The sequence below is a fragment of the Pseudarthrobacter albicanus genome (assembly GCF_018224015.1).
In the GTDB taxonomy this organism is placed as follows: Bacteria; Actinomycetota; Actinomycetes; order Actinomycetales; family Micrococcaceae; genus Arthrobacter; species Arthrobacter albicanus.
Genome location: NZ_JAGPOT010000097.1, coordinates 1 through 25077 on the forward strand (window position 1 = coordinate 1; position 25077 = coordinate 25077).

The 25077-nt window shown below is 65.8% G+C and carries 27 protein-coding genes; 11 read left to right on the plus strand and 16 right to left on the minus strand.

Annotated elements, in window-relative coordinates; genetic code table 11:
• Nucleotides 1-378: 378 nt before the first annotated feature.
• The 3 genes from J9611_RS17745 to J9611_RS17755 form a co-directional block, all read right to left on the minus strand.
• Nucleotides 379-630 (minus strand): hypothetical protein, encoded by a 252-nt coding sequence (locus tag J9611_RS17745; protein ID WP_211882115.1) that lies wholly within the window; start codon nucleotides 628-630, stop codon nucleotides 379-381.
• 50 nt (nucleotides 631-680) lie between these two features.
• Nucleotides 681-1001: a hypothetical protein gene (locus J9611_RS17750; RefSeq protein ID WP_211882116.1), complete on the minus strand. Its 321-nt coding sequence runs from the start codon at nucleotides 999-1001 to the stop codon at nucleotides 681-683.
• A gap of 932 nt (nucleotides 1002-1933) precedes the next feature.
• The gene (locus J9611_RS17755; protein WP_307857140.1) at nucleotides 1934-2626 is read right to left on the minus strand and encodes a glycosyltransferase; all 693 of its coding nucleotides are present in this window, start codon (nucleotides 2624-2626) and stop codon (nucleotides 1934-1936) included.
• Between the two features lie 1392 nt (nucleotides 2627-4018).
• Here J9611_RS17755 and J9611_RS17760 point away from each other — a divergent pair.
• Genes J9611_RS17760 through J9611_RS17770 form a run of 3 tightly spaced genes read left to right on the plus strand, consistent with a single transcriptional unit; the run spans nucleotide 4019 to nucleotide 5896 of the window.
• Nucleotides 4019-4684, plus strand: a complete 666-nt coding sequence (locus tag J9611_RS17760) for a hypothetical protein (RefSeq protein WP_211882117.1) — start codon at nucleotides 4019-4021, stop codon at nucleotides 4682-4684.
• Between the two features lie 48 nt (nucleotides 4685-4732).
• Nucleotides 4733-5527 carry a helix-turn-helix domain-containing protein gene (locus J9611_RS17765; RefSeq protein WP_211882118.1) on the plus strand — a complete coding sequence of 265 codons (795 nt, stop codon included), beginning with the start codon at nucleotides 4733-4735 and terminating at the stop codon, nucleotides 5525-5527.
• Nucleotides 5528-5578: 51 nt separating this feature from the next.
• The gene (locus J9611_RS17770; RefSeq protein ID WP_211882119.1) at nucleotides 5579-5896 is read left to right on the plus strand and encodes a DUF6221 family protein; all 318 of its coding nucleotides are present in this window, start codon (nucleotides 5579-5581) and stop codon (nucleotides 5894-5896) included.
• A gap of 956 nt (nucleotides 5897-6852) precedes the next feature.
• Here the strand turns inward: J9611_RS17770 and J9611_RS17775 are convergent.
• From J9611_RS17775 to J9611_RS22815, 6 genes are all read right to left on the minus strand, one after another.
• The gene (locus tag J9611_RS17775) at nucleotides 6853-7233 is read right to left on the minus strand and encodes a hypothetical protein (protein ID WP_211882121.1); all 381 of its coding nucleotides are present in this window, start codon (nucleotides 7231-7233) and stop codon (nucleotides 6853-6855) included.
• Between the two features lie 30 nt (nucleotides 7234-7263).
• A complete protein-coding gene (locus J9611_RS17780; RefSeq protein WP_211882123.1) occupies nucleotides 7264-8166 on the minus strand; it encodes an IS982 family transposase in 903 nt (300 codons plus the stop codon).
• 80 nt (nucleotides 8167-8246) lie between these two features.
• Entirely contained in the window at nucleotides 8247-8390 is a 144-nt protein-coding gene (locus J9611_RS17785; RefSeq protein ID WP_211882125.1) for a hypothetical protein, read from the minus strand.
• Nucleotides 8391-8580: 190 nt separating this feature from the next.
• A complete protein-coding gene (locus J9611_RS17790; protein ID WP_211882127.1) occupies nucleotides 8581-9096 on the minus strand; it encodes a barstar family protein in 516 nt (171 codons plus the stop codon).
• Nucleotides 9097-9536: 440 nt separating this feature from the next.
• Nucleotides 9537-10073 (minus strand): hypothetical protein, encoded by a 537-nt coding sequence (locus tag J9611_RS17795; RefSeq protein WP_211882129.1) that lies wholly within the window; start codon nucleotides 10071-10073, stop codon nucleotides 9537-9539.
• A gap of 175 nt (nucleotides 10074-10248) precedes the next feature.
• The gene (locus tag J9611_RS22815) at nucleotides 10249-11100 is read right to left on the minus strand and encodes an RHS repeat-associated core domain-containing protein (RefSeq protein ID WP_211882131.1); all 852 of its coding nucleotides are present in this window, start codon (nucleotides 11098-11100) and stop codon (nucleotides 10249-10251) included.
• Nucleotides 11101-11227: 127 nt separating this feature from the next.
• Here J9611_RS22815 and J9611_RS17805 point away from each other — a divergent pair, with 127 nt between their 5' ends.
• Nucleotides 11228-11449 (plus strand): ATP-binding protein, encoded by a 222-nt coding sequence (locus J9611_RS17805; RefSeq protein WP_211882133.1) that lies wholly within the window; start codon nucleotides 11228-11230, stop codon nucleotides 11447-11449.
• Nucleotides 11446-12117: a response regulator gene (locus tag J9611_RS17810; RefSeq protein ID WP_211882135.1), complete on the plus strand. Its 672-nt coding sequence runs from the start codon at nucleotides 11446-11448 to the stop codon at nucleotides 12115-12117. Before J9611_RS17805 ends, J9611_RS17810 begins: the two co-directional genes overlap by 4 nt.
• Nucleotides 12118-12134: 17 nt before the next feature.
• Here the strand turns inward: J9611_RS17810 and J9611_RS17815 are convergent, their stop codons facing one another.
• The 6 genes from J9611_RS17815 to J9611_RS17840 form a co-directional block, all read right to left on the minus strand.
• The gene (locus J9611_RS17815; protein ID WP_211882137.1) at nucleotides 12135-13457 is read right to left on the minus strand and encodes a polysaccharide lyase domain-containing protein; all 1323 of its coding nucleotides are present in this window, start codon (nucleotides 13455-13457) and stop codon (nucleotides 12135-12137) included.
• Between the two features lie 204 nt (nucleotides 13458-13661).
• Nucleotides 13662-14780 carry an EAL domain-containing protein gene (locus J9611_RS17820; protein WP_211882139.1) on the minus strand — a complete coding sequence of 373 codons (1119 nt, stop codon included), beginning with the start codon at nucleotides 14778-14780 and terminating at the stop codon, nucleotides 13662-13664.
• A 468-nt stretch (nucleotides 14781-15248) separates the two neighbouring features.
• Entirely contained in the window at nucleotides 15249-15722 is a 474-nt protein-coding gene (locus J9611_RS22400; RefSeq protein WP_211882141.1) for a cupredoxin domain-containing protein, read from the minus strand.
• 52 nt (nucleotides 15723-15774) lie between these two features.
• Complete coding sequence (locus tag J9611_RS17830) at nucleotides 15775-16503, minus strand: class F sortase (protein WP_211882142.1); 729 nt, start codon at nucleotides 16501-16503, stop codon at nucleotides 15775-15777.
• 16 nt (nucleotides 16504-16519) lie between these two features.
• Nucleotides 16520-17278 (minus strand): CHRD domain-containing protein, encoded by a 759-nt coding sequence (locus J9611_RS17835; RefSeq protein ID WP_211882143.1) that lies wholly within the window; start codon nucleotides 17276-17278, stop codon nucleotides 16520-16522.
• Between the two features lie 203 nt (nucleotides 17279-17481).
• The gene (locus J9611_RS17840; RefSeq protein ID WP_246527998.1) at nucleotides 17482-17889 is read right to left on the minus strand and encodes a hypothetical protein; all 408 of its coding nucleotides are present in this window, start codon (nucleotides 17887-17889) and stop codon (nucleotides 17482-17484) included.
• Between the two features lie 450 nt (nucleotides 17890-18339).
• On the opposite strand from J9611_RS17840, the gene J9611_RS17845 reads away from it, so the two are divergent.
• The 4 genes from J9611_RS17845 to J9611_RS17860 all read left to right on the plus strand — a co-directional run bounded on the left by J9611_RS17845 (nucleotide 18340) and on the right by J9611_RS17860 (nucleotide 20610).
• Nucleotides 18340-18759, plus strand: coding sequence for a DUF4383 domain-containing protein (locus J9611_RS17845; protein WP_211882145.1), 420 nt, complete (start codon nucleotides 18340-18342; stop codon nucleotides 18757-18759).
• Complete coding sequence (locus tag J9611_RS17850) at nucleotides 18756-19400, plus strand: hypothetical protein (protein ID WP_211882146.1); 645 nt, start codon at nucleotides 18756-18758, stop codon at nucleotides 19398-19400. The genes J9611_RS17845 and J9611_RS17850 overlap by 4 nt, the downstream gene beginning before the upstream one ends.
• A 179-nt stretch (nucleotides 19401-19579) precedes the next feature.
• Nucleotides 19580-19915: a YciI family protein gene (locus J9611_RS17855; RefSeq protein ID WP_211882147.1), complete on the plus strand. Its 336-nt coding sequence runs from the start codon at nucleotides 19580-19582 to the stop codon at nucleotides 19913-19915.
• Between the two features lie 416 nt (nucleotides 19916-20331).
• Nucleotides 20332-20610 carry a hypothetical protein gene (locus tag J9611_RS17860; RefSeq protein ID WP_211882149.1) on the plus strand — a complete coding sequence of 93 codons (279 nt, stop codon included), beginning with the start codon at nucleotides 20332-20334 and terminating at the stop codon, nucleotides 20608-20610.
• A 385-nt stretch (nucleotides 20611-20995) separates the two neighbouring features.
• Here the strand turns inward: J9611_RS17860 and J9611_RS17865 are convergent, their stop codons facing one another.
• Nucleotides 20996-22102 carry an alkene reductase gene (locus J9611_RS17865; protein WP_211882151.1) on the minus strand — a complete coding sequence of 369 codons (1107 nt, stop codon included), beginning with the start codon at nucleotides 22100-22102 and terminating at the stop codon, nucleotides 20996-20998.
• A gap of 196 nt (nucleotides 22103-22298) precedes the next feature.
• Between J9611_RS17865 and J9611_RS17870 the strand changes: the two genes are divergently transcribed.
• The gene (locus tag J9611_RS17870; RefSeq protein WP_211882152.1) at nucleotides 22299-22859 is read left to right on the plus strand and encodes a MarR family winged helix-turn-helix transcriptional regulator; all 561 of its coding nucleotides are present in this window, start codon (nucleotides 22299-22301) and stop codon (nucleotides 22857-22859) included.
• Nucleotides 22860-23646: 787 nt separating this feature from the next.
• Entirely contained in the window at nucleotides 23647-24558 is a 912-nt protein-coding gene (locus J9611_RS17875) for an NmrA family NAD(P)-binding protein (RefSeq protein WP_211882154.1), read from the plus strand.
• Nucleotides 24559-25077: the final 519 nt, after the last annotated feature.

A 25077-nucleotide genomic window follows, 5' to 3' on the forward strand; every position in this document is an offset into this window, starting at 1 on the left:
GGTGGACCCTATGAAAACCCGGAAAAACCCGCAGCGCTGCCGACGTCTCCCGACAACGGGAAGATCCTCCAACAGGTTCCCGGCAGCGGACGATTGACCGTTAATTTGTGGGGATCGCCTGCTGGCCGGCTGTCTCTTCCGTGTGGTTCCCGTCGCGGCGGGAGAACATCCTGCACATCAGGTCCCGGATGTCCCTGTCGTCTTCGATAGCCCTTGAAGGCAGGGGTGTCCCCAAGGTATTGGTCAAGCGGCCCGTCACCGCCTCCGGGGCGTTCGACACCGCGATCGGGCTGATCCTGCGCTTCGCTGGAGTCTCCAAGCGACGGCCGTGGAGCACCGCCCCCACGCCGGCCGCGGCCGCCCTGACGGCTTGGTGGTTCAGGGCTGTGTTGAGTCAAAGAACCGGTACTCCGGGGCTGCGGTCCGGGTGTTGTTTGCCTTGGACTGGATGAAGTCGCGGTCTTCCTGGGACAGCACCATCTGGCCGTGCGGGTCACACTCGGCGTTTTCGCCGGTCTCCCGGGCGATGGTTGCCGTGATGGTGCGGGGCAGAACCAGGCATCCCGGATTGTCGATGAGCCACGTCCGTGTGGCGTCATCGAGGCGGTCCCACTGATCCTTGATGTTCATGTCAACCAAATGTTCCCTCCGGTGTGATTATTGAAAGTCCCACGTGACTGTCAGGCCGCCATCGCCGCCGCGCTCTTCAGTGCATTCCGGGGTGTCAGGATGCTGAACCGGCAATCCGACTGCAGCGGGTCGATATGGCCGGGCAAATGGTGTGACCTGCCGCAGGCCCGGAGCTGCTCCAGGGCGTCCGGTTCCACCCTGGCGTGGGTCATGTCAATTTCCAGGGCCAGTCCCGCGCCGAGTGAGTTGGCGCGTTTCATCACCGTGTACAGGCCCTGGAGGCTGTGCGCCGTCACATGGCCCCGGGCCGCGATCTGAGCGCGGGAGCCGTCGAGATCCACCCGGACGAGCACTTTGAGTCTGTCTGACACGACGATTCCCCGATCTGGATGAAGGTCGCGACGCTGCGGCCCCCGCCCAAGACTAGAGGCAAGGTGTGATGCAGGCAACAGGTGAGCCGCTGGGGCCGCTCTCGATCGAATGCAGGTGATCCGCTCTGGTTTATCCGCCGCAGCGGCACTCCTCAACGCTCCTCAGGACGAGGGACAGGCGGCAGGACCCTGACGACGGCTGCACTTCACCTGCCGGCAGCGGCCGACGGCTGCCGGAGCCCTGTCCCGTTTTTCCGGATGTCCGGATCCCGAAGATGACCCGGCGGCGCCTGTTCCGGAGAACCCGGATTTCCAGCCAGGTGCTGCAAGAACCGGGCGCGGACCTCGGGCCGCACCGCTTCCGCATCGGAAAGGACATCGAGGATGATCTCCGGAATCTGCCCCCGGAGCTGCACGGCCTGAAGACGGCAACGGGGGTGCCGGGGGAGTGCGTCCGGGTCCGGGACGTGTCCTTGCGGTTCGCTGAAGGTGCGCCGCAGCCGGGCGCTGTCGCCCTGACCACGGGGCGTGGCTGCACTGCGACGGTCAGGGGTGACTGCGGGGTACAGGATTCTTGCTGTTCCGCTTGTCCTGCAGGAAGCGGGGTTCTGGTGCATTGGTTCAGGTGTTCGGCGGCTGCGTTGCCCTGGGACCGGTGGAGCACGTCACGGGATTTCAGTTCCCCGCCCGGGCTGGTCGGGGAGATCGTGCTGCCGCCGGCCGCCGGGACTCGAACAGGGCAGTTCGCCCGTACCCCGTCTGCGGCCGGCCTCACCCGCGGCGGCACCGGGTTCACGCTGGCCTCCGTCCACGTGCTGTGGGGCGGGAAGGCAGCCGACAGGCTCCCCGGGATCACGGGTTTCGCCCGCCGGATGAAGGGCTGGGCCGTGCCGCCGAACGACTGGAACCGGAACCTGGCGGACCTCCCTGTTTCAGGTGAGGAAGCTTGCGTCCAGCGGTGCGCGGGCGCCGGCCGGGGCCGGAACGCCGGTGAGGGCTTCCTCGTAGAGCCGAAGGTGTTCGGAGACCATCCGTTGGGCGCTGAAGCGTGTTGCGGCCGCACGCCGGCATCCGCTGCGGTCCAGCGTTCCCGCCTCGGTGAGGGCTGCCGCGAGTTCGCGGATTCCGCCGCGCAGGAAGCCGGTTGCGCCGTCGTCGATGATTTCCGGGGCGGAGCCCCGGGGTGTGGCGATCACCGGGGTGCCGGCGGCCAGGGACTCGATCATGACCATGCCGAAGGGCTCGGCCCACTGAATGGGATTCAGAAGGGCCACGGCGCCTCCGAGCAGCGCGTACTTGTCCGCCGTGTTCAGTTCGCCCAGATACTCCACGTCCGGCCCGAGCAGCGGCTCGATGACGGTGCGGAAATACTCGTGCTCGTCCCTGTTGTGCATTTTCGCCGCGATCCGCAGCGGCATCCGGGCCAGCCGTGCGGCCCCGATGGCCTGGGGCAGGCCCTTGTCGGGGTGCATCCGGCCCAGAAAGCACGCGTAGCCCCCCTCGCCGCGCCCCACCGGAACCGCGCCGGTGTTGATGCCGTGGTGGATGACCCGGCTGATCCTCAGATCCGGGGCGGAGCGGGCCTGGTGGTGTGAGATGGCAATGAGCGAGGCTTCGGCGGTCATGGCATGGTAGATCCCGCGCAGCCCTCCGGTCAAGGGTCCGTGCGCGGTGGTGATGAGGGGTGTTTTTTCCGGCCGGTGCCGGTACAGGGGCCCGGCGAGAGTGTGACCGTGGGTCGACGCCGTCCATCGCCGCGTAGGCGAACACACTGTGCCGGAGCTCGTCAGCGCACGCGCCCATTGTTGCCGGATCCGCGGCAGGAGCGCCGGGAACCTGTGGAACCGGACAGGTGCTGCCGGCCGCGGCCGCCAGAAGGACATCGTGTCCTGCTGCTGCCAGCCCCCGGGCCAGCACATCGACGATGTACTCGATGCCGCCGTACCCCGGCCGGGGCACCGGGATCCACGGCGGAGCGATCAGGCCGATGCGCATCCCGGCACTCCCTCCGGCCGGGACCCGGCGGCCCTTGCCGTGCTGATGATCATGTCCTGCAGCTCATGGAAGGATTGCGGCCCGGCGTTGGTCATTCCTCAATGTAGAGCCGGCCACGCCGGGGCACAACCATCAGCCGGCCCCGGGCCGGGGCCGGCCGATGCCCGCAATGCAGGGAACAACGGGACAGGGCCGGCCGGTGCGGCCCGGGCGGCGAAGGAACCACCGGATTCCGGGGGCTCCGTGCGGACGCCACCGGCCGCGGCTAAAACCCGGCAACCAACAGGATCTGAGGGGCGAAACCCGGACATTTACACGGCTTATTCCTGTTTGAGGCCGTTCCCCATCATCGAAAGAACCCGTTGGTGGAGTGCAGGATGCCACAGGACCTGCGTCAAACGGATTCGTGTTGAATGCCTCTCCCCTGGGGACAGGGTGCCGGTCTGCCGGGGGAGGAACACAAACGCCCCCCTGCGCTCTCAGTCCCGTGTCCGAGAATCCAAGCTCTCAACGGGTGGCAGCGGAGCTGACGGAGACGGCCACGACCGGACACGCCGGTGCCGCATGGGGCTGACTTCAGGTGTCGGAAGGATCCTTACCAGGGTTGCGGAGTGGGGACCGGCGGCGGGCTGGGGGAACCATGCGGTATGGGGAAACCGCTGGCTCGGCCGTCGCCGGCCTGCTTCAAGTCTATGCCCGGGGGCGTTGGGCGGTGATGGGCCGCTCAGGGATGGGATGCCGCACAGTCATGGGAACGTGGCGTCCCTGTGGCGCGGCGGCCCCGCCTGGCCGGGGTCATTTCCGGACGTCGAGGGCAGAGTCGGATCCCGGCAACGAGTGTTACGCGTCGCGGTGTTTGACCGGGTGGGCGTCTTTGGCGGTGACGATGCGGGTTTTTGCCGCGGGGTCTTGATTTAGCTTCGTCGGCGGCGTCAGGCTGACGATGTCCGGATAAGGCGAACGGCCGGCGTGAGAGTTTCGAAGCACCACGCCGGCCGTTCTGACGCGTAAAGGCCGCGCTGATGCTCACGGTAAATCATGAGGCTGTCTCTGTCGAGTCGGATCTGGCCGGCGGGCGGTTGGCCTGTCCTGCGTGCAAGGGCAGGCTGCGCCCGTGGGGCTGGGCGCGGGAACGGCTGATCCGCCATGGCACCGGCACGGACCTGGCTCTGGTGCGCGGGCGTCCGCGCCGGGGGCGATGCGCGGCTTGTTCGGCCACGCATGTGCTGTTGGGCGTGGATCTGGCGGCCCGGAGGGCCGATACGGCCGCGGTGATCGCCTCCGCTGTCGAGGCCAAGGCTGCGGGCGGGGCAGGGCACCGGGTGATCGCGGCGGGGCTGGGCCGGCCGGTGTCCACGGTGCGCGGCTGGCTGCGCGCATTCGCCGCTTCCGCCGGTCCGATCGCCGAAGAATTCACCGCCCTGGCCCACCGTGACGGCGCGGACGCGGCCGGGCTCTGGCCTGCCCCGGCACCGACACCGGCCGGCCGGGCGCTGGCCGCGGTGGCGGCGTATGCGGGCGTGCTCGCGGCCCGGTTCGGCGTCGCCACCCCGGCGTGGCAGATCGCCGGGCTCGCTGCGGCGGGCCCGTGGTTCTTCAGCGCGCCATGGTGGGCAGGGCAGTCCCAACACGGGTTGACCCTTACGCCCGGGACGCCGGGCGGCAAGGGTGGGACCGGCGCCGGCTGATCCTGCCGGGGCCATCGTTTCCTGACTTCTTGGAAAGGACAGTGACCCATGACGGAATCCGAGCCGCAACGCGGACCCCTGGCCCGCAAGGACCGGGCGGAAAAGATCGCGTTGTTCCGCTACCAACTCATCCGCGATGCCGCGGACAAGTCCCTGACCGCCCGCCAGCGCGGGCCCATGGTCCGTGCCCTGGCCGCCGCCGAGCACACCGGCCCGTCCGGGCACGACGTGCGCTACTCCAGGGAGACCCTGGACCGGTGGATCCGTGCCTGGCAGCGTGAGGGATTCGATGGACTCAAACCCATGACACGGGCCCAGTCCCCGGTGACTCCGACCCAGGTCCTGTCCCTGGCCGCGACGCTGAAGCTCGAGCGTCCGCACCGCACCGCGGCCCAGGTGCGGCGGATCATGGCCGAGACCCTCGGCGACGCACCCTCGGAGTCGACGCTGCTGCGCCACTTCCGAACCCTGGAGATCCCCACCGGCGCTCAGGCGCAGGCCACCGGCCGGTTCGAAGCCACCCGGCCGAACGGGATCTGGGTCGGCGACGGGCTCCACGGGCCCCGGATCGGGGCCCGGAAAACCTACCTCTTCGCGTTCCTGGACGACGATGGTACAAAGCGATCCGGTCTTCATGCGCCAGGTCAATGGCCGGCTGGCGTCTTCTGGATCCTGATGATTCCCGTCTCGCTGCTGATGGGGCGGCTGGACTCCGTCGTTTACGTCGCTGCGCTTTCACTCTGGGCCCTCGTGTGCGGCCACTGGACGGCGTGGCAGGCCGCGCGGGTTGAAGTCGCCCAGAGGAGGCCAGGAAACGCGACAAGGAAGACCGTCCCCCGCTGATCGTGGAGCGGGTATATCACCCGCCGGCCGGGCGGTGAAAGGATGTGGACCATGGCAGGCATCATCGAATTCCTCGAAGCCCGTATCGCCGAGGACGAGGCGGCGGTCCGCGGATTCAACACCGGGATGCAGGGGACAGACGAACAGCTCCCCGGAGCCGGGCCGGGCGCCCCGCCGTTCACCGCGGCCCGGGTCCTGGCGGAATGCTCTGCTAAACGGAAGATTCTGGGCAACGTCCCGCTCGTGACCGACGTTTCCGCCGAGATGGGTGGGACGAGCGAGTACGTCCTCATGTGCCTCGCCGCTGTCTACCGCCACCACCCGGACTATCAGGAAGGCCTGGCTGTGGAGGGCCTGGAACAACCATAATTGGCGTCCTGCGGGCAGAACCGATGTTGCCGGTGGCCGACTGTTGCATGGTGCTGTGTCCGTGGTATCCGGCGGCCCACGTCTGACGACTTTGGCGCCCGCGTCAAGGTCGGCGGGATCGCCGCCAAAGCAAGCATCCACCTGGCCATCCGGGCCACGGACGGCTCCATCGCCACGGAAAACGATGGAACCGTCAGTGGCGGGACGCGGGCTGCTAGAGGGCACTACGAAGCCGACGTCCCACGACCAGCGTAGGACCCGGTCAAGCTTCCGGACAAGAAGATAGGGCAGTCAGACCTTGGGAAAAACTTGGGGCCGGGGCGAGGATGCGGCGGCTGCCGCCAGCTGGCTCCATACGCTTGAGGCCATGGAGCCAGCCTTTGCGGGATTCGCATTCGATGAATGCCGTGTGGTCCGCCCCCAACGTGATTGCCCCGGGCCACAGTCCTGTCGCTAGGCTAGCCGTCGCAGGCTGGACCGGCAACGGCCCCATTTGACTCGAACTTTGGCCCCAACTATGTTTGACGGGTTCCTCCGCATCCCCCAATAGCGGAGGGATGTCCCCAGCAAACGCCCCCGCACGAGTCTCCTGAGACTCATGCGGGGGCGTTTGTCATCCACTACGCTCAGGCCATCGCCACTTTCGGATGCAGGGCTGCGCCCCGGCAGTGGGGTGAAGTGCATGCGCCAGACCCGCCGGCAATCCGTTTGTCCCGCTCCGCCCTATCTCCGGTTCACCGGGGTGGGGCTGAAGTTGCCTTCCCGGACAGTCCTGGACCCGGCTTCGCCGATCATGGTGACGTCGATGATGGCGCCGACGCAGGCGGCCTGTTGGAGACGAGAGCGGCGCCGCGGGAGCCCAGTAATTCACAACATCGAACGGCCCCGTGCCCGCGTTCAACGCGGCGGCGAATGCTGTGCCGGCCGGCAGCAACCGGTTCGGTCAAGAGCCCGGACTATCGCAGGTTGAAGGCTTCCAAAGCGCGTAGTAAAGGAGTGGGGCCGTTCTTCAGGAGATCAACCGGTCGGCCACCGGCAAGTTCTCTGGATGGGGTGACCATCCAGACGGTGACGTAGTTGTGCGGGATCTGTAGCTCCATGGCACGCTGGAACAGGATTAGGACTGTTGGGTGGAGCTGGCCGCCGGGGAGGAACTGGAATCCCGGGCAGAAGGTGCCGTCGTCGATGAAGACGCGGACGAGCTGCTGCATTACCGGTTCGGGGTCTTCCATGAGCTCGGAGAGCCGGCGGCGCACCTGCTCCAGGGCAGGCAGTGTGAATTCCGCCCGGATACCTTCCCACGTCTGATGGCTGATCGGCTGGCGGTTGACGTTCACCGTGGCCTAGATGATTAATTCCTATTGGATTCAGTGGTCGTAGGCGATCAGGGAGCGCTTGCGGGGCGCGTCGATCCGCCAGTTATGCCAGATTCCGGCAGCGAGGGCCAGGAGTCGGGCAGCGACGCGGGCTTTGACGCCTTCAAGGGTGCGTCCGCCGTGGTCTTCGAGGGTGAGCTGGCCTTTGAGGGTATCGAAGACTGACTCGATCCATTGCCGGATGCCGCCGAGTTTGCCGAAGCGTGGCTTCTCGTCCTTGCGGTCGGGTCTGATGAGGTGGGCGCCGAGGTCTTCGGTGATGAACCGTTCGAAGTCTTTGCCGGCGAAGCCTTTGTCGCCGAGGATGACCTGGCCGGCGCGGACGAGATGGTGGTCCTTTTCCAGCAGGGCCTGGGTGACTTCGCGTTCCCCGATTTTCGGGTTCGCCAGGCCCCAGATGACAGGCATTCCTTCAGGCGTGCTGATCAGGTACAGACGGAAGCCCCAGAAGTAGCGGGAATGGGAAGCGCAGTAGCCGTAGCCGGCATGCCCGGCGAGATCGCTGCGTTTGACGGTTTCCCGTGACATCCCGCAGGGCAGCGGGGTGGAATCGACCAGCCGGAGCACGTCATGCCAGGACGGGGTGTCTTTGGCCAAGGCGGTGATCGTCGCCGAGATCAGTGTCCCGGCGGCCCGGAGTCGTTTGTTGTAGCCGGGCTGTTGCGGGATGCCAGGGAACATGCCGGTCAGGTGCGTCCGGGCGTAACGGATCCACCTGGTTTCGGAGGAGTATCCGAGCAGTTGCTGCGCCACCGCGAGGCAGAGCAGCTCCGCATCCGACAGGCCGGGCTTGCGCCCGGGCCGCCGGTCCCGTGACACGCCAAGATCAGGCAGGACGCGGTCAGTGAGAAGGACATAGAGTGTGGTCAGGAGAGTGTTTAGTTCGGGGTTCACATACCGGGTTTAACAGGTTTAACACTCTCCGCCTGACTTTAAAAGCCTCCCCACCGTCCCAGGCAATAGGAATTACTCATCTAGCAGCCGTCGCTGATGTATTTCAGGACCCGCCGGGTGGCGAGCGGGTTCCGGCGCAGCGTGAACGTCCGCAGCGCAGAGTTGGTCCCGAGGCCAATTATCTGCCCTCCACCGGCATTTCTGCTGGTGAGCGCGCTTTCCATTCAAAGGAACGTTGGTTGCGTCGACAGGGCCATTCTCATAAAAAGAGCCCAGAGGCAGGGGCCGAGTCGAACCAAGGAGGAGGCAGTCGGCGATGCCGACCGAGTGCGCATACCCCCAATTCGGCATTAGGGGGTACCGGGCCATGATCGAGGCCGCTGTGCTCTGCCACCACGGCCGGCCAACTCAACGTCAGCTGGCGAACTCCGAGATCACCGTGCCTGCCTTCTGCCAACGGGCCCGGACGGCGACAGCATCGGCTGGTGCCGACTGCAGGACGACATGGAACGGGACGGCGGGGCGGTCCCACCACTCGCCGGACTCGATCGGCTGGGAGTATGTTTCGGCCGCGTGGGTCATCGACCGCACCAAGACACCTAGATCTTCCTCGGCGTCGTCGGCAAGCACGTCGCCCGGGTCGAGCACCAGGACCACCATGCCGACGTTTATCGGCAGCCAGTCCATGTCGGCGAAACATTCATCGAACGCCGGCCAGTTCTCGCCGAAGTAGTACGGGAACTGCAGAGCCGCTGCAAACTCATCGAATAGGCTATCCACGGTGCGCATCTTGCGGTCACGGACGGTCCGCACAGTCAGACCGGCTTCGCGCCATCCCCACGCCGCATCGGCGGCTGCCTTCGTCTCCGACTCGAGCAGCAACAGCGAAGCCTGCGCATTGACCTCGAACAACGACTGCGGGTCGGTCATCCTGCCCGAGGGTGTGTAGCTGTAGGTGGTGGTGCCCAGGTCCGCGGTGACGCCCTTGGCAAGGTTGCTTGCGGACTGGCTGGCCAGGCGCCCGGTGGTCGCGTCCCAGTTGAAGTAGACCTGGTTTGTCCCGGTGGTGTCGGCCGTGGTGCTGCCGGCATTGGGGTCGAATTGCTGGAACGTGGCGATCTGGTTCAGGTGGCCGTATTGGGTGGCGCCGGCGATGGTCTCCGCGCTCTGGTTCGCGATCGAGGACGAGCAATCTCGGTCTCAGGCGACTGATCATCCAAGTCGAAGGGCCAGATAGAACGACTGGCGGAACCCAGACAGGTTGATGATATTACTCACCGTCCTGCGCAGGCACTCCAGGACATCGAGCACCAAGACGTCGCCGGCCCAGTCAGGGCATCGGTGAGTCCGGGCCGTGACCTTGTAGTCAGCTAAGGCCAGTACTGGCTCATTCGCTTTCTGAACTCGAAATCTCGCAGTTCATCAAAAATGACGAGAAGCGAGTCGGGCTGATAGTCGGCAATGCCGTCTCGCAACTCTCCCAGAACGACCGAAAACGATACACCCGAGCTAAAGGTGAAGCCCATCCACCAGATGCTATCGGGAACCCCCTCGTTAGCCGGGTGCCACAGTACTCTTGCTTCCTTCAACTCATTGCCCATGAAGCGAGCCCAGTTTGGCGACGAGGACACGTCCAGATACGGCAAGTTCTTCAGTGGAAAATCGTCGCGGCTTAGCTCGAGCCCTTCAATGAGGCCAGCCATCGCCCACGAAATCTTCAGGTGACCTCCTGCAACAAAATGCAGGACGACGTCCATATCGACCTCGTCTATTTGATCGGCTTCATACTCTGTGGTCCAGGTCCAAAATTCAGGGTAGACATACGTAACGCGACTGAGCTGCTCTCCGCGCAATGACTCGATGAGCTGCTCGATGTAAGGCGCTTCATCCGCAGTGGCTGGTCTCAAGACTCTCCTCAGTACATTCCAAAGTAGCCAAATGAACCATCAGGTCCGAACGTTGCGCCGAGCCCTTGCGATCCAGTAAGGCGAATTCCGCCTGCCTGATTGCCAGACGTCACACGACTGATCGCAGCAGAGGGGTCCGTCAGAATATCATCGAGTAGATCTTGTCCTGCTCTATTCAAGAGCCTTCCCGGCACTCTAGGCAATTCACCGCGCCCCATGTGCTTTGGTACTCATATGCGGCCCTAGTCATGCCTCCCTTGCTGCGAGCCTGACCGGCCTCTGAGAGCTTGTCGAGCGAGAAAGTGTCATCGTCGCCGGGGTCTGCGAACCCTGTTGTGGTGGATGGGCCTCCGGTTCCCCGTCCGCCTCCGGTCCCGGGAGCGGTTTGGGCGTTGTTTGCGTTGCCGATGGCCGCGGTTGCGGCTTCGGCAGACTTTTTCGCAGCCTCGGCTGCTGCAAAGGGGTTGATCGACGGAGTGACTCTCGCCGGGCCGCTCGAAGCGAACCCTCCGCCATGGAATCCGTTCGAAGAGTATCCGGGAGTGAAGCCATAGCCCGTTGGTTCCCCGCCGGCGGACGAGCCGGGTGAGGTCCAGACCGAAGATCGTTCGAATTGGAGGCTGGCATTGGACGCCTTGATCCCGTCCGGTCGGACGCTGGCCCATTCTTGGTGCTGGTACCAGCTGAGATATTCCTGGCTCTGGGACGGGGCGAGGACCGAACCCAGCAACATCAGCACGCCGGCGAGTATTCCACCGGTGGCAAAGACGCCCGCACCGATTCCTCCACCAGTGGCCACTCCAGCGCATACGGGCGCTGAGACAGTGCATCCGTCAACGAATAGGCCAGATGGGTCACCGGAGTTGATTGGATCTGCCTGGGCGTATGCATATGCGCTGAATTGGTTGGGGCGGGACGTATCCAGGACCGGGTCACCGCTGGTGAACACACCCAAGACGGGGTCGAGGTCGCGGGCGCCGAGGTGGGTGAGGGTGCTGATGGTGTCGGCAAGCCCGCCGATGTGCAATTCGACCTTTGAGCCTCACGACGGATGGGGGCAAATTAGCTATGCCAGCCTCTATGCTGACAGTCGCTGACATCATCAGCCGCGCCGTCTAGGGGTAATACACTCATTGGGCTAGATAACGGACGAGGTGCTCGGCGAGGTGGTCATTGACGGGTTCACCACCAAGGACCAGCGTCCCGGCATCCGCCGGGGCATCGGACTGGCGCTCGTGGCCAGGATCGTGCACCGGGCCGGGGGAACGCTGGACGTCTTCCCCGGCCCGGGAGGACATTTCGAAATCTGGCTGCCTGAGCCTGAAACTGAAAACTCACTCCAGGAGCCCGCGTCCCTGGGCGAGGCCCCACCATGATCCGCACACTGGTGGTTGACGACGACTTCCGCGTCGCCCGGATCCACGCCGCCCGCGTGGACAGGATCGAGGGATACGAATGCGTAGGCGAGGCCCACACCGCGGCGGCCGCGCGCGCAGCCATCGACGAACTCAAACCGGATCTCCTGCTTCTTGACGTCTACCTGCCGGACGAGGACGGGATCAGCCTCCTCCGTTCCCTCCAGGCCCGCGGGGAAAATATCGATGCGATCATGATCACGGCGGCAAGGGACCTGGCCACCGTGCGTGCTGCCATGCGCGGGGGAGCCGTCTACTACCTGGTCAAGCCCTTCGGCTTCGAACAGCTGCAAACCCAGCTCGACTCGTACCGTCGCTGGCGCCGCGAAGCGGACACGCGAACCGTCGCCGACCAAGCCGCCGTCGACCAGCTGTTCAACCTCAGGCGGCCACCGTCCCTGGCCACCGGGAGCCGCCGCCTCCCGCCGACCATGCAAAAAGTCCTCGATACAGTAGTCCACGCCGGACAACCCATCAGTGCCTCCGACATCGCCGAGCTGATCGGAATCAGCCGCCCCACAGCCCAGAAATACCTCAGCGAACTGGAACGCAAAGGACGCCTGCAACTTCATCTGGCCTACGGCGCGACCGGAAGGCCGGTAAACACCTACCTGCCCCTCAACTCGTAAGGCCCAGGGGCATGGTGTCAGCAGTTGGGTGAGTCGAACTCGTAGGCCCCCGAATCGGCAGCGGGCGTACCGTTGCAGTCCCCGTCCTGGGGCACGAGACGTCCGTCCAGGTCCAGGGCGGAGGGGCTGGTTCCGGCGCGGTCGATTGCCGGGCTGGTGCCGGTCAGGTGGAGATCGGCCGGTGCGTTCACGAAGCCTGCCGGCGCTGTGGTGGACGTGCTGTTACGCGTGAAGTTGGTCGGTCCGTTGAGGACATTCTGCTTTTCGGTCCAGCCGGAGCCGTTGATCCACAGGGAGTTCTTGACCCCCACCAGGATGTTGCCCCGGATCACCGTCGATGATGGGCAGCTGGCATGGCAGACTATGGCCTGCGACTGCGGACCGTTCAGATACACGGTGTTGAACTCAAAAACGGTTCCGTTAGTGGGTCCGAACGAGGTCCCTGTTCCGCGGGCGATCAGGCCCTTGGCCTGGGCGCAATTGGCACCACAGGTTGAACGGACCAGGTTGTAGCGGTAGGTGTTTCCGTCCGCAGTTCCGGAGGACTTTCCGATCTCGGAGAAGGAGTTGTTGTCCAGCGCCACATTGTGGTGAATGTTGTTCCGGTTGCCGTTGTAGATTTCGAAAGCACCGCCGTCGAGGCCGAAATCAAAGGACGCCGCGCTCGAACCACTCACCGTGTTGGCGGAAAACTCATTGTCATTCCCGTTGATCAGCACGCCAAAAGCGCCGGAGTCGTCGCTGCAGTTCACTGCCTGCGGAGTTCCGCAATTCGTGCCTTGCGTTTTCACGTTCATGATGTTGTTGTTCGTCAGCACATTGCCGGTGTATTTGCCGAAGTCAGACCCGGAACCGGCCTTGAGGCCCACTGCATTGTCGGAGGCGCTGGAGTTGAGGACCGTATTGCGGTCGCCTGTGATGCTGATGCCCGCGTAGCCGCAGGAGACACCGCGCAGTCCATCGACAGTGGTGTAGTTGCCGTTGATCCTGATGCAGTTTCCCGACTGGCCGCCGGTAATCGTCGGAGCATTGCCGCTTCCGTAGCCATTCAACGTGATGGGTGCGGCGTCAGTCCCGCTCTGGTTGCTCACTATGCCTCCGGTCCATGTGTCGCCCCTGCGGAAACTGACGGTGTCGCCGGGCCGGAGGACGGTGGAGTTGATCTTTGCCAGTGACTTCCAGGGAGCCGAGGTGGAGGTTCCCGTATTGCTGTCGCTCCCCGCGGCGCTGACGTAGTACGTGGTACCCGCGGCCGAGGCCGGAGCCGGGATTCCTGCAACCAACCCGCCGACCATGAGGAAGGTCACGAGTGCCGCTGGGGTGGTGGAGTTGATCTTCATAGGTATCCCTGCTCCCCGGTCATGAGTAGGCACCAAGGTACGCGCAGGACCTGCAGTTTTCCTTGTGCAGCCTTGCGCCCCTCACGCTGCGGCTGCTGGGCAGCCGTGCGACGGCGGCCCGGACACCGTCGTCGGGTGCGGTCTATGAGGCGGACCAGTAGGAACGACTAAGCCCAAAACGGGGCTGACCCCGAAGGCCTGGTGTCAGGACCGCGCCGCCCCATCGGGATTCGTCGGGGTGGGGAGTCCCTGTGCCGCGAAGTTCCAGCCGGCCCAGTCCTGGGGGCGGGTGGAGGGCCGGCCGAGGAAATAGCCCTGTCCGGTTCTCACGCCAAGACCGGTGAGAGCCGCCAGTTCATCGCCGGTTTCGATCCCTTCGGCGATGAGTGCGGCTCCCAGTTGCTCTGCGAACCCCGTCATGGACGCACCGAAGGCGTGGCGAAGCGTGTCCGAATCGATTCCGGCGACCAGGTCCCGGTCGAGTTTGATGATGTCGGGCCTGAGCTGCCGGACATGGCGGATCGAATCGAAGTACGAGCCCACGTGATCCACCGCGAGGCGGACTCCGCTTCGGCGCAGGGGCAACAGTGCCGCGACCAGTGCGGAGGGCTGCCCGGCGGTCAGGGCCTCGGTGAGCTGGAGCACCATCCGGTCCGGGGACAGCGTCGATGCCTGCAGCAGTTCCGGCAGGAGCGGGTCCAGGCAGGTGGCCGGGGACAGTTTCAGTGCCACGTACAGGTGCGGCGGCACGTGCTGCGAGGCGGCGAGGGCGCACTCCAGCGCCGCGAATTCCAGTTCGCTTCCCAGCCGTGCTTCGGCGGCCTCGGCGAACCAGCCGGCGGCGTCGTTCCCGTCGCTGACGAACCGGGTGAACGCTTCGACCCCGACGACAGCGCCCGTGGAGAGATCGAAGATCGGCTGAAATGCTGTCAGCAGCATCCTGCCGTTCAGGACAGCCTCGATCCGCGAAACGGATTCCGCCGCTGCCGGGTCCGGCGTTTCGACCGGGTGCCGCCCGTCGGAGGGGGCAACCGGTGGCAGCGGTGGCGGGGCTCCGGCGGGGGATCCGGTCAGGGACCGGAGGGAGGTCAGGTGTTCCGCCAGCGCCTTTTCCGGGTTCCCCGGGTGGGCGGCCACGTGTCTGCGAAGCATATCCCTGGCCCGGGCCTGCTCCGGCGCGGGATCGGAGAGCACCGCCTTGATAATCTCCGAGGCCTGGCGGCGTATCCCCGAAGCGTCATTACCGTACCGCCTGGCCGGTGCCGGGTCGGCGGGAGGCTGGCTCCCGGAGCGTGCTGAAAAGGACGACGGGTCCGTCGGCATGGGCTATTCCTTTGTTTTCGGTTCCGGCTGAGTCCGGAACCGGCTTACCCTTTCCGGGACCGTGGAGCCCAGGTCCGGAAAGCGGAAGACAGTGAGGAAACTGTACAACGGTACTGACCTGTCTGTTCCTCCCGGAAGCAGAACTTTCCAATGTGACTTGCCGCACACCGACCGTCCCGCCAGGCCACGGGCCCAACGCCAGCAGCGCCAGTTCGCCGCGCCGCAGACTGGTCCGCTGGCGGTTGCAGCCAGTCGTTCCCGGCCTTCCTCGGCGTCGTACTTTTGCTCAACTTCAATGACGTGTGTTGTGGTGTTTCCGACGGCGCCTGCCGTCGCACCCGCGCCGCCGGCCGCTGACGCGATGATATCCAGCACGATGGATACAACGACGGAGATGAGCATCCACCACCACTGTCCGCTGCGGCTGGCGAGGCGCCGGCCTGTGCAGCGCGGCGGTTCCGGCCGCGGTCATTTGACGGTCAGGGTCCCGTGCATGTTGGAGTGGTAGGTGCAGTGATAGTCGTAGGCACCGGGTTTTTTCGGCGCAGTGAACGTGACGCTTGTCCCGGCTTTGACGACGGCGTCGAAGGAACCGTCGTCGGCTGTCACGGTGTGGGCCTCGGAGTCCATGTTCATCACCGTCACCGTTGCCCCGGCAGGGACGCTGTCCGGGCCGGTGTAGGCGAAGGACTTGATGTGGATCGTGGCCATTGCTGCGGTCCCGGTGGATCCGGTCCCCATGGACGAGGCGCCCATCCCGGGATCCATGGAGTGAGTTGAACCGGGCCCGGCGGTGGCAGGCCGGGATGCCGTTACGGTGGCCGTGGCAGGAGATGATCCTGCCCCGCTGCCGGTGGCCCCGCAGGCGCTCAGCGCCAGGGCCGCAGCTCCGGCGAGCAGGATGAGTCTGAGGCTGTGCCGCTTCGTGGTGTTGGTGGTCATGGTATTCCGTCCTGGGAGTTGGTGAACGCGCCGGGGACCGCGCGGCCGCGGCTCACGCGGGGTGCGTGGCCGTCAGATGGGCGTAGACAACCGTGTTGTCCAGGTATTCCCCCGTAGCAGGGTCGTAGCCGCCGCAGGTGATCAGCCGAATCTCGGGCCGGTCCGTGTTCTGATAGACCTCCACGGTGGGGAAGCTGGCTTTGTGGTAGATCTGGACCTTGTCGACGGTGAAGACGGCGGCTGTGCTGTCAGTGCGGGTGACGGTGAATTCCTGGCCGGGGGTCAGTTCGTGGAGCCGGTAGAAGACGCCGACGGGGTTTTTCGTGGAGTTGACGTGGCCGAGGATGACGGCGGAGCCGGTCTGTCCAGGGGCGGGGGAGTCCTTGTACCAGCCGGCGGGGGATCCGGGTTCCCCCGGCGGGGTCTGGACTTCACCGTTGGCCTCTTTGCCCAGCTGCAGCAGGGTGGAGCTGACCCCGATGGAGGGGACGACCAGGCTGACGGGCACGGCGGCCGGCCGCGCCGTCTCCGATGACGCTGGTGGGGGACTGGCCGGCGCCTGGGCCGGATTTGCGCGTTCGGGGTCGGCGGCCTGGGAGGCTGGAATCGGGGCGGCGCTGGCGGAGGCGGGGGCGCTGGCGGAGGCGGGGGTGTTGCCGCCGGGTGCCGGGGGCTCGGCATGGAGCCCGAATCCGAGGGCGGTGATGCCGCCGGCCAGGAGCAGGGCGGCCGCCGCGGACGCAAGGGTGCGTCCGCGGCGGCCTTTCAGATCAGATGACATCAGACCCTGCCCGTTTTCAGGCCTTGACGGTCATCCGGCGGCGGACTGCGTAGGCTCCGCCGGCTGCCAGGACGAGCCCGCCGCCGACGGCGAGGAGTCCCAGGTCGGGCCCGGCCGGGGTGGCGGGGGTGGTGATGCCGGTGCCGGGGGCTCCGGCGGGCATTGCCGTCAGGGTCCCGCACAGGGCCGGTGAGGTTGCGGCCAGCGGCAGGGACGGCACGAGGTCACTGGGCGCTTTCTGCGCCGCCTCTGACAAGGTGGCGGGGTCCAGGCCGTGGACCACGACGACGGCGGTGCCGGCCTTGAGCGAAGCGGAGGTTTTCGCGTCCAGGGCGAAGGTGCGCTGATAGGTGTAGCTGGCACCCATCCCTGCCAGGGTCAGGTCGGTGCCGGCCGCCGGGCTGGTGTCGCCGCTGGTGGACAGGGTGGTACCGATCGGGCCGTACGACGGGGCGCCTTCGGTGGTGCTGATCACGCCGTCCTTGTCCGTGTCAGCGGACATGTCGGGGCAGGTGCCCTTGGCGCCGATGTGGATGTGCTGGACGTGCGGGTACGGTTTGCCGCTGAACGTGGCGGCGAGTCCGGAGACTTTTTCCGTGACGGTTGCCTGGTCACCGTTGAGGGTGATCATCACCGTGCCTGAGGCGTTGCTGCCGTTGATCGCGGCAAGGTTCGCCTGGTAGGTGGTGGTGTCGGCTGCGAGGGCCGGGCTGGTGGAGAGGGCGAGGGCGCCCAGGGCCAGGGCCGGGGCGATCAGGAATGCGGATTTCTTCATGACTGGTTTCCTCCGATGACAATGAACGTTCCCCTGATGGGCACGAGCATGGTTGGGACATCAATGGTTCGTTGTGGTCCGCGTCACGGACGGGTGTGGGGCGGGAATTTTTTCGGACACCCGGATTCGGGCACCCGGATGAGAACCGAAACGTACCGGAAGCAGGCCGGCCCGCAGGAAGGGGGGGCCGCCCGCGTGGCGGATTATTCGGACCAGCAGGCCAGGACGGCGGTGGAGACCTCATACGCGAACGCGCCGCGGGAAACGCTGTGCGGGCCGAGGGCATCCGGCAGGGCCGAGGCGTCCACCGTCAGGACGAAGCTGTCCTTGACAAAGACCACGGACCCGTCCGTGCTCTCAAAGGCCGCAAGTCCCAGATTCGCCATCCCCTCGATGGGCCGGGCCGAAACAGTGGACTGGGCCAGCCCGTCAAAGTGGCTGCGGGCAGCGGCCGGGTCCGCCAATTCCTTGACCGAGAGCACAAGGGAACCGGCAGGCAGCGCGTACGTGCATGTATAGAGCCTGTCGGCCCAGGAATCGGTGGTCCGGGGGAGGTTTGGCAGGGAGAGGATCCGGACGATGTTGTCCCGGGTCTCATCTGCGCATACCATCTTCGCCGCTGCCGATGGGGAGCCGTCCGCTGCCCCCGAAGCCAAGAGGGACGGAGCGGACGACGCGCCCCGGGCGCCGCCGCCTTCCACCGGGCCACCCGGGCCACCGGCGCACCCGGCCAGCAAGAGTACCGAGACCGCCGCAGCAGCCAGAGTGTTCATACGGGGCCGGCCCGCGCAGATCCTGCTTTTCATAAAGACACCATTCCCAAACAATTACAGGGTGACAGAAGATCACTGACCCTTCCCTAAACTATTCGCTGCCGCGTCGTCCACGGACGGGTCCACGGGGTGCGAAGCGAGGGCGCCGGCCCGGCGAGGGCACGGGCGGCAATCCGAGGGGCGGACGGCAGCAACAGCAGCCGGGGCCGCCGTGTGGTGGCCTCACCGTAAGGGGCCCGCAAACCCGCACTCCCAGGTGAGGGTCCGAGCCAGAAAGGTCGTCCCCTCATGCGCACATCCACCAACAGGCTCGTCGCCACTGGTTTCGGTGCCGTGTACCTTCTCATCGGCGTTCTCGGGTTCGCTGTCACCTCCGGGGTAGGGTTCTTCGCCACCGAAGGCCAGAACCTGATCATTTTTGCCGTGAACCCCCTGCACAACATCATCCACCTGGCCATCGGGGCCGCCCTGCTGCTTGCAGGCCTGAAGTCTGTGCCGGCGGCCCGGACAGTGAACACCGTTGTCGGCGCCGTATACCTGCCGGGCGGCATTCTCCTGCTGTTCCTGCTGAACAGTGCGTTGAACATCCTCGCGCTCAACGGCGCCGACAACGTGCTGCACCTGGCCAGCGCCGTACTCCTGCTGGGCGTCGGGCTGTCCCAGGACAGGGCAAGGGCACCCCGGACCTACGCCCGGACCAGCTGGTGAAGGCCGCCGCCCCCGCCGGGGCGGGAACGACGGTCCCGGCCCGGGATCCGGACGGCCCGTCCCCGGAGCCGGGCAGACTCCTGCCCGAGGCCATCAGAATGCGTTCGGCCTTCGCCGGCCTGGGTGCCGGAATGCTCAGCTTCGGGATCAGTTCCACACTGCTCGACTCGGCCGGGAGCCCCTGGAGCTGGGCAGGGGCTCCCGCTGCGGCCGCCTGGGGCATCGTGTTGACGGCGTGGGCGGTACAGGGTCTGCGCTTCGGGAACCCGGTATGGTCCGGCATCATGATCCGGCTGGTGGCCGTCTCGGTGTTCATGCATATCGCGTCCGTCATCCACGGCATCTGGTGGGTTCCCGCGTCCGCTCGGTCCCTGGACGTGGCGGGCCTTTCGGCCCTGGCGCTGGAATTGGCGCTCGTCGGCCCGGTGGGCTGGCTGGCCCGGCACGGTGCCCGCCGCGGCGCCCCAGCGGCGATCTCCCCGTCTGCGGGTCGCCGGCTGCCGGCCATCTTCGCGGCTGCCCTGGCAGTCGCCGCTGTCACCACCCCGGGTCTCGCCGCGACCGCCGCCGGGCAGCACGCCGTCCCGCATGGCGAACACGGCAGCCCACAGATCCAGAGCCCCGCCGGGCACCACCGCTGACCCCTGAATACGCCGGCCGACCGCTGTCTTCCTCCGGGCGGAGCGATGGTCCGTCGGCGACGGCGTCGAATGCGGCATCAGGAAACTGCCAGCTGGGGCCACTTCCGGAGCCTCGATTCAGGCCGTAATGTTCCCGTTGGTTGGTGCCGATCAATGGGTGCCGCATTCAAGGAGGCAACATGGCTAAGTTTGTCGTTCTCTACAACGCTCCGCAGTCGGCCGATGCCACAATGGAGGACAACGATCCAGCGGCTGCGGCCGAGGGAATGAAACTGTGGATGGACTGGGCTGGCCGGGCCGGTGAGCATTTGACGGACATGGGTGCCCCGTTGGGCAACGGGCAGGAGATCACCCCGGCCGGGGTGTCCCCGGCGAACGCCACCGTGGGTGGCTACTCGCTACTGGAAGCGGACAGTGTGGACGATGCCGTGGCGCTGATGGATGGCCACCCACACTTGATGATGCCCGGTGCCTCGATTCAGGTATTCCAGGCGCTGGACATTCCGGGCATGTAGGAAGTCGTTGAAGAGGGTCCCGGCCGTAGCCGGGACTCTCTGTGGCCCAAAGGCGGCAACTTCTTTAGCGTCAAAAGGACCACGAAACAAAAAGGAGGATCCGAGGAAGAATCGCCTTTTGCGATGTGACAGGATAGTTGGCAATAGTGACAACCTGGTTGCGCCGTGACAATCAGCCTGGTGCGGGGCGAATCAAATTGGCGCGGAATTTGAATGGCCGGCCTGTCGAGGGGCAGTGCGAAAATGGCATCGGGCACGCAGGAATCAATCCCATAACCGTATAATTCAAACATGCATTCTATACAGGGATTCCACATCCGAACGTCTCTTCGGTTAGACGGCCGGTACAAGCGTTCAGGACCCTGGTGTTTGTCGTCCCGTTGATGCGACGGGCGTTGTCCGCATACCCGAGCACCATGGTGAAGGACTCCCTCCCGCGGACCGCAGCCAAGCTCCTCCTGGCCGGTGGCGCGCTGCTCCTTACCGGGTGCCAGCCAGTCTCCGTACTGAACCGCACGGTGGACGTCACCCCTGCACCTGCCCCGGTTACGGAAGCGGTCTCCGGACCCTCCGCCGGCATGGACCTGCACTTCCTGGACGCCACGTTCGGAATCACGTGCGCCACGGATTCCGTCGGCGACAGCACCCGAGGCACCGCAGCGCTGATGTGCACCTGGAGAACGGGTCCCCGGTGACATGCGCCAGGTCCGGACGCCTCGTGCCCATGACGGCTGAAGCCACCCGCAAGTCCTGAACCTTGGCGAGATCGGCGGCGCGTTCCCGGCAGACACCGAACTGCGGAGAAGTCTTTCCTGCCCGCGGGCGGACCGTGCTGGCGGGCATTTTCGTTAGTTCGGCGGGGTCGGCCCGGGGGAGGCCGCCGGCGGTGTTGAGGGCGACGCTTTGGCGGTGACTGATCCGTCGCCAGAGCCGCGACAACCATCGACGCACCGGCTGCGGCCCCGATTCCGTAGGTGATCAAATTCAGCCCGGCAGCCACCGCGGCGAGGACCGCGAAACGTGACGGACCGAAGGGCCGTGACCCCAATGCGGCGGTGCCGGGAGGGGCCACGGCGGGGCTCATGCCCTGTCCATCACGTCGGCGACGGCGGCGAGATCGTTGAGGGTCGGGTAGTCGATGTAGCCGGCCGCGTCGCCGCCGTAGAAGCTCGAGCGGTCGGGTGTGTTGAACGGGCCGCCGGCGGCGAGCCGTGCGGGCAGGTCGGGGTTGGCCAGGAACAGGGCGCCGAAGGACACGAGATCTGTCGTGCCGTTCTCAATCAGGGCCAGGGTCTCGGGCCCGGTGGGCTCGGGGACGGTGTTGGGGTTCAGGACAAGAGTGCCGGACCAGGTAGCGCGGAGGGTGTTGGTGAGTTCACGGTCGGCGGATTCCACGATGTGCAGGTATGCCAGGCCAAGAGGTGCCAGCTTCGCGACGAGGGCACCATAGGTCGCCTCGAGGTTGATATCGTCCTGGATGTCGTTGAATAGGGCGCCGGGCGAGATCCGGAACCCGACCTTCTCCGCACCGATTGCTGCCGCAACGGCGGTGGCGACCTCGACACCGAAGCGGATGCGTCCCTCGACGCTCCCGCCCCAGCCGTCTGTACGAATGTTGGAGTTCGGGGCCAGGAACTGGTGGATGAGGTAACCGTTGGCACCGTGGATCTCGACGCCGTCGAAGCCAGCTTCGATCGCGTTGCGCGCAGCGTCGGCGAAGTCCGAGATCGTCTGTGCGATCTCGTCTTCGGAGAGCTCGCGGGGCTCGACGAATGCCTGCATGCCCTCGTAGGTGTAGACCTGTCCTGCGGCCGTGACGGGCGACGGGCCAACGGGATGCAGCCCGTCCGGGACCAGACTGGGGTGGCCGACCCGGCCGGTGTGCATGAGCTGCGCGTAGATCACGCCACCGTTCTCGTGCACTGACGCCGTCACTGGCTTCCACGACGCGACCTGGTCGGCCGAGTGCAGGCCGGGGGTGTTGGTGTAGCCCTGGCCGACGGCGGAGGGTTGGATGCCCTCGCTGATGATGAGCCCGGCACCCGCACGCTGCGCATAGTACGTCGCCATCGTCTCCGTCGCTGTTCCGTGGGGTGCGGTCGCGCGGCTGCGTGTCATGGGCGCCATCGCGATGCGGTTCTTCAGCGGCGTGCTGCCCAGTTCGTAGGTTTCGAAGGCGGTCGTCATGGTTGTGCTGTCCTCACTGCTTGGAGCTAGGTCACCGGGGATGGTGACCTCATGAGCATGCAATATAGTTGTCCGAGCAGTAAAGTTCGCTGAGAGTGCTGAAAAGCGTTGTTCTTGGCCGAATATTGGTTAATTACACCGCCTGATCAAACAGGGCTATGCTAATTGCTGTCCGAACAATAAAAGAGGTGTAAGCGTGTCAGAATGCCCGAGCAATCCCGATGGATCGTCGGCGACGGGGAGCGTCCCGGTTCCCGCATCAGCAGCTGGCGGCCCGATCAGCCACGCCATCTTCCGGCTTGCGCGCCTGCACCGGATGCTCGCGGGACAGCTGCTCCGGGAAGTCGGACTCCACCCCACCCAGGAACTCGTGATGATGCAGCTGTGGGATCGGGGAGCGCAGCGCCAAACCGATCTCGCCAGGTTCCTGGGATCGGACGCCGCGACCATGACGCGCACCGTGCGCAGGCTCGAGAACGCGGGCTTCGTCCGGCGCCGCCCGTGCGAACACGACAAACGCGTCACCATCGTCGAACCCACCCCTGCCAGCCTCGCGTTGCGCACCCAGGTGGAGTCCATCTGGATCCAACTCGAAGGATGGACGGCCGGCGGACTAAGCGCACAGCAGCAGGCCGACTTCCTGGCGCTGCTTGAGCGAACCGAAAAGAACTTGGCCGCCAGCGCCCCGGACAGCGGTGTTGACGCCCCCGATCCCGGAGGGAACGCCGGCACCGATGCCAGCGTCCACCCGGCCTGAGCCCGGTCCCGCTCGCCAACGCGCGACGAAATTCTCAACCACCCCAAAAGAACCGGAGACCCCATGGAGCACGAGGGCAAAGCACTCGCCGCCGACGAAACCGATGGACACCGCCAGCGCACACCGGGAATCGCCTCCGTGCACGTCCGTGCCGTTCTCACCTGGTGAGCGATCTTCCCCCTGGTGACAATAGGGATCGCCGTCATGGGGCTCTTCGCACAGACTTGGCATCCGGTCCTACGCTCCCTCGTACTGACACTCGTCGTCGTGCCACTGTCCGTCTACCTCGTCGTACCGCGGCTGCTGCTCCTACACAGTCGCCTCAGCCATGCCGCGCACAGGCGACGAAATCGGCGGCCGGAACGCCGCTCGGCGCACCGGGACGCACCTGGAGCGTAGCGAGACGGCCTCAGTCGGCTCCGCCCGAACGTGGATGGCCCCTCAAACCGACTTGCTCCGTCCCGGCGGTGACGCCCAGGCACTCGCGGCCTGTGGTCTCACTATTCTGGGGCCCGGGGCTGGTGAACCGACGCTATTGGCTTGCTTCTGCCCATGCAGGGCCGCAACGCAGTGTTCCACCTTCCTTGGCGCCAAATTTCCACGAGGGCGTACCGTTCACCAATCGGTCCACCGTCCCGGCCAAAGAATGCCACCCGATTGTGGGCCGACACCCCACAGCCGGTTCTGGCCGGCCACCGCCGGTATCCGGGACCTGGCATCTGCACGAAAAGGCACAGTGACGGTGCTGGGCCGTGCCCACCATCAGAACCCCAGAAGGAGAAACACCGTGACCATTCAAACCCAGCATCAAGACGCTTCCAAGACAGTACTGCTGATCGGCGCCACCGGATCCCTTGGAAGCATGATCGCGCGGGAGCTCCTTGCACAGGGCGCTAACCTCCGGCTGCTGGTGCGTTCCAACAGCCGTTCCAAGCTCGATGCCGAAGTCGCGGCCAAGTCTGAGGTTGTTGACGACAGAGCGGGCATCTTCGACGGCGTGCACACCGTGGTCTCCGCTGTCCAGGGCGGGACCGGCACGATCGTCGACGCCCAGCTGGAATGGCTGCAGGCCGCCAGAGACGCTGGCGTGAGGCGCTTCATCGCCTCCGACTACGGCATGAACCTTTTCGGACTCGATGACGGTGAGAACATCCATTCGGACTTCCGCCGCGAATTCGCACGACGAGCCGAAGCCGAACGAGAAGAAGTCGAGCTCGTCCATCTGCTCAACGGCGCATTCCTCGATCGGGGTGTGCTTTTCGGTTTTCTCGGAGCATTCGATCTCGACAAGGGCGAGGCCTATCTCTGGGGCGACGGCGAGGCGAAGATGGAGGTCACCACCTTCGCCGATACCGCCGCCTACGCCGCGGCGGCGGCCGCGGATGACCGTCCCGTGCCGGACAAGGTCTATGTTGCCGGCAATGTGCTGACCTTCGATGAGCTGGTCGCCGAAACCGAAGCCGGACTTGATCGCATCCTCACCGTCAAGAAGCTCGGCACACTCGCCGACATGGATGCCGAGATCGACCGGCGCCAAGCCGACGGTCAGGGCGGATTCTCCGCGGTACCGTTGATGTACTGGCGTGCCATGCTCAGTGGCAAGGGCAAACTCGGGCCGCTCATGAACGATCGCTACCCATGGGTCCAGCCGACTAGCGTGCGTGACTACGCTGCAGCGATGGCGGCGGGCACGGTCTGATTGGCGTCACCGACTGGCTGACAACGGGCATCACCGTTCTTGCATCCACCACATTCACGGCCACCGGAAACGCCCGATGCACCCATGCCGTGACGCTCCTGCCCGGTTGCTTCGGCGCCGGGCGCCAACCGGCCGCGGGAATCCCGGGGTCTGCCAGGGCCGGCAATCGGTCGGGCGGCGGCAACCGGGAAGGAGCGGCCCCGCTGACTGCCTGGACTGGACATGCCCCACGCCGGGGCCGCGCGTGGACATATTCCGGTTATGCCCGCTCCCGGGCGCCAGGACTGGGCGGTGTCCTCCCGGCGCGACGAGCCTTCGGGGCCCGGGGAGGTGCGTGCGGCCTCTCCCTGGCCGACCCCACGGCCTGGACCTGAACCCCCGACCAACTACCGATAATGACCGCTAGTGTAGCGTGTCGTTGATTCCTTTGGGTATGAATTTTTGTCAGACTTGACCCATGGTTTATCTGGCAAAGGCACTGGAACTGCGCAACGGGGACCGCGAGGCCCTGGAGGCGCT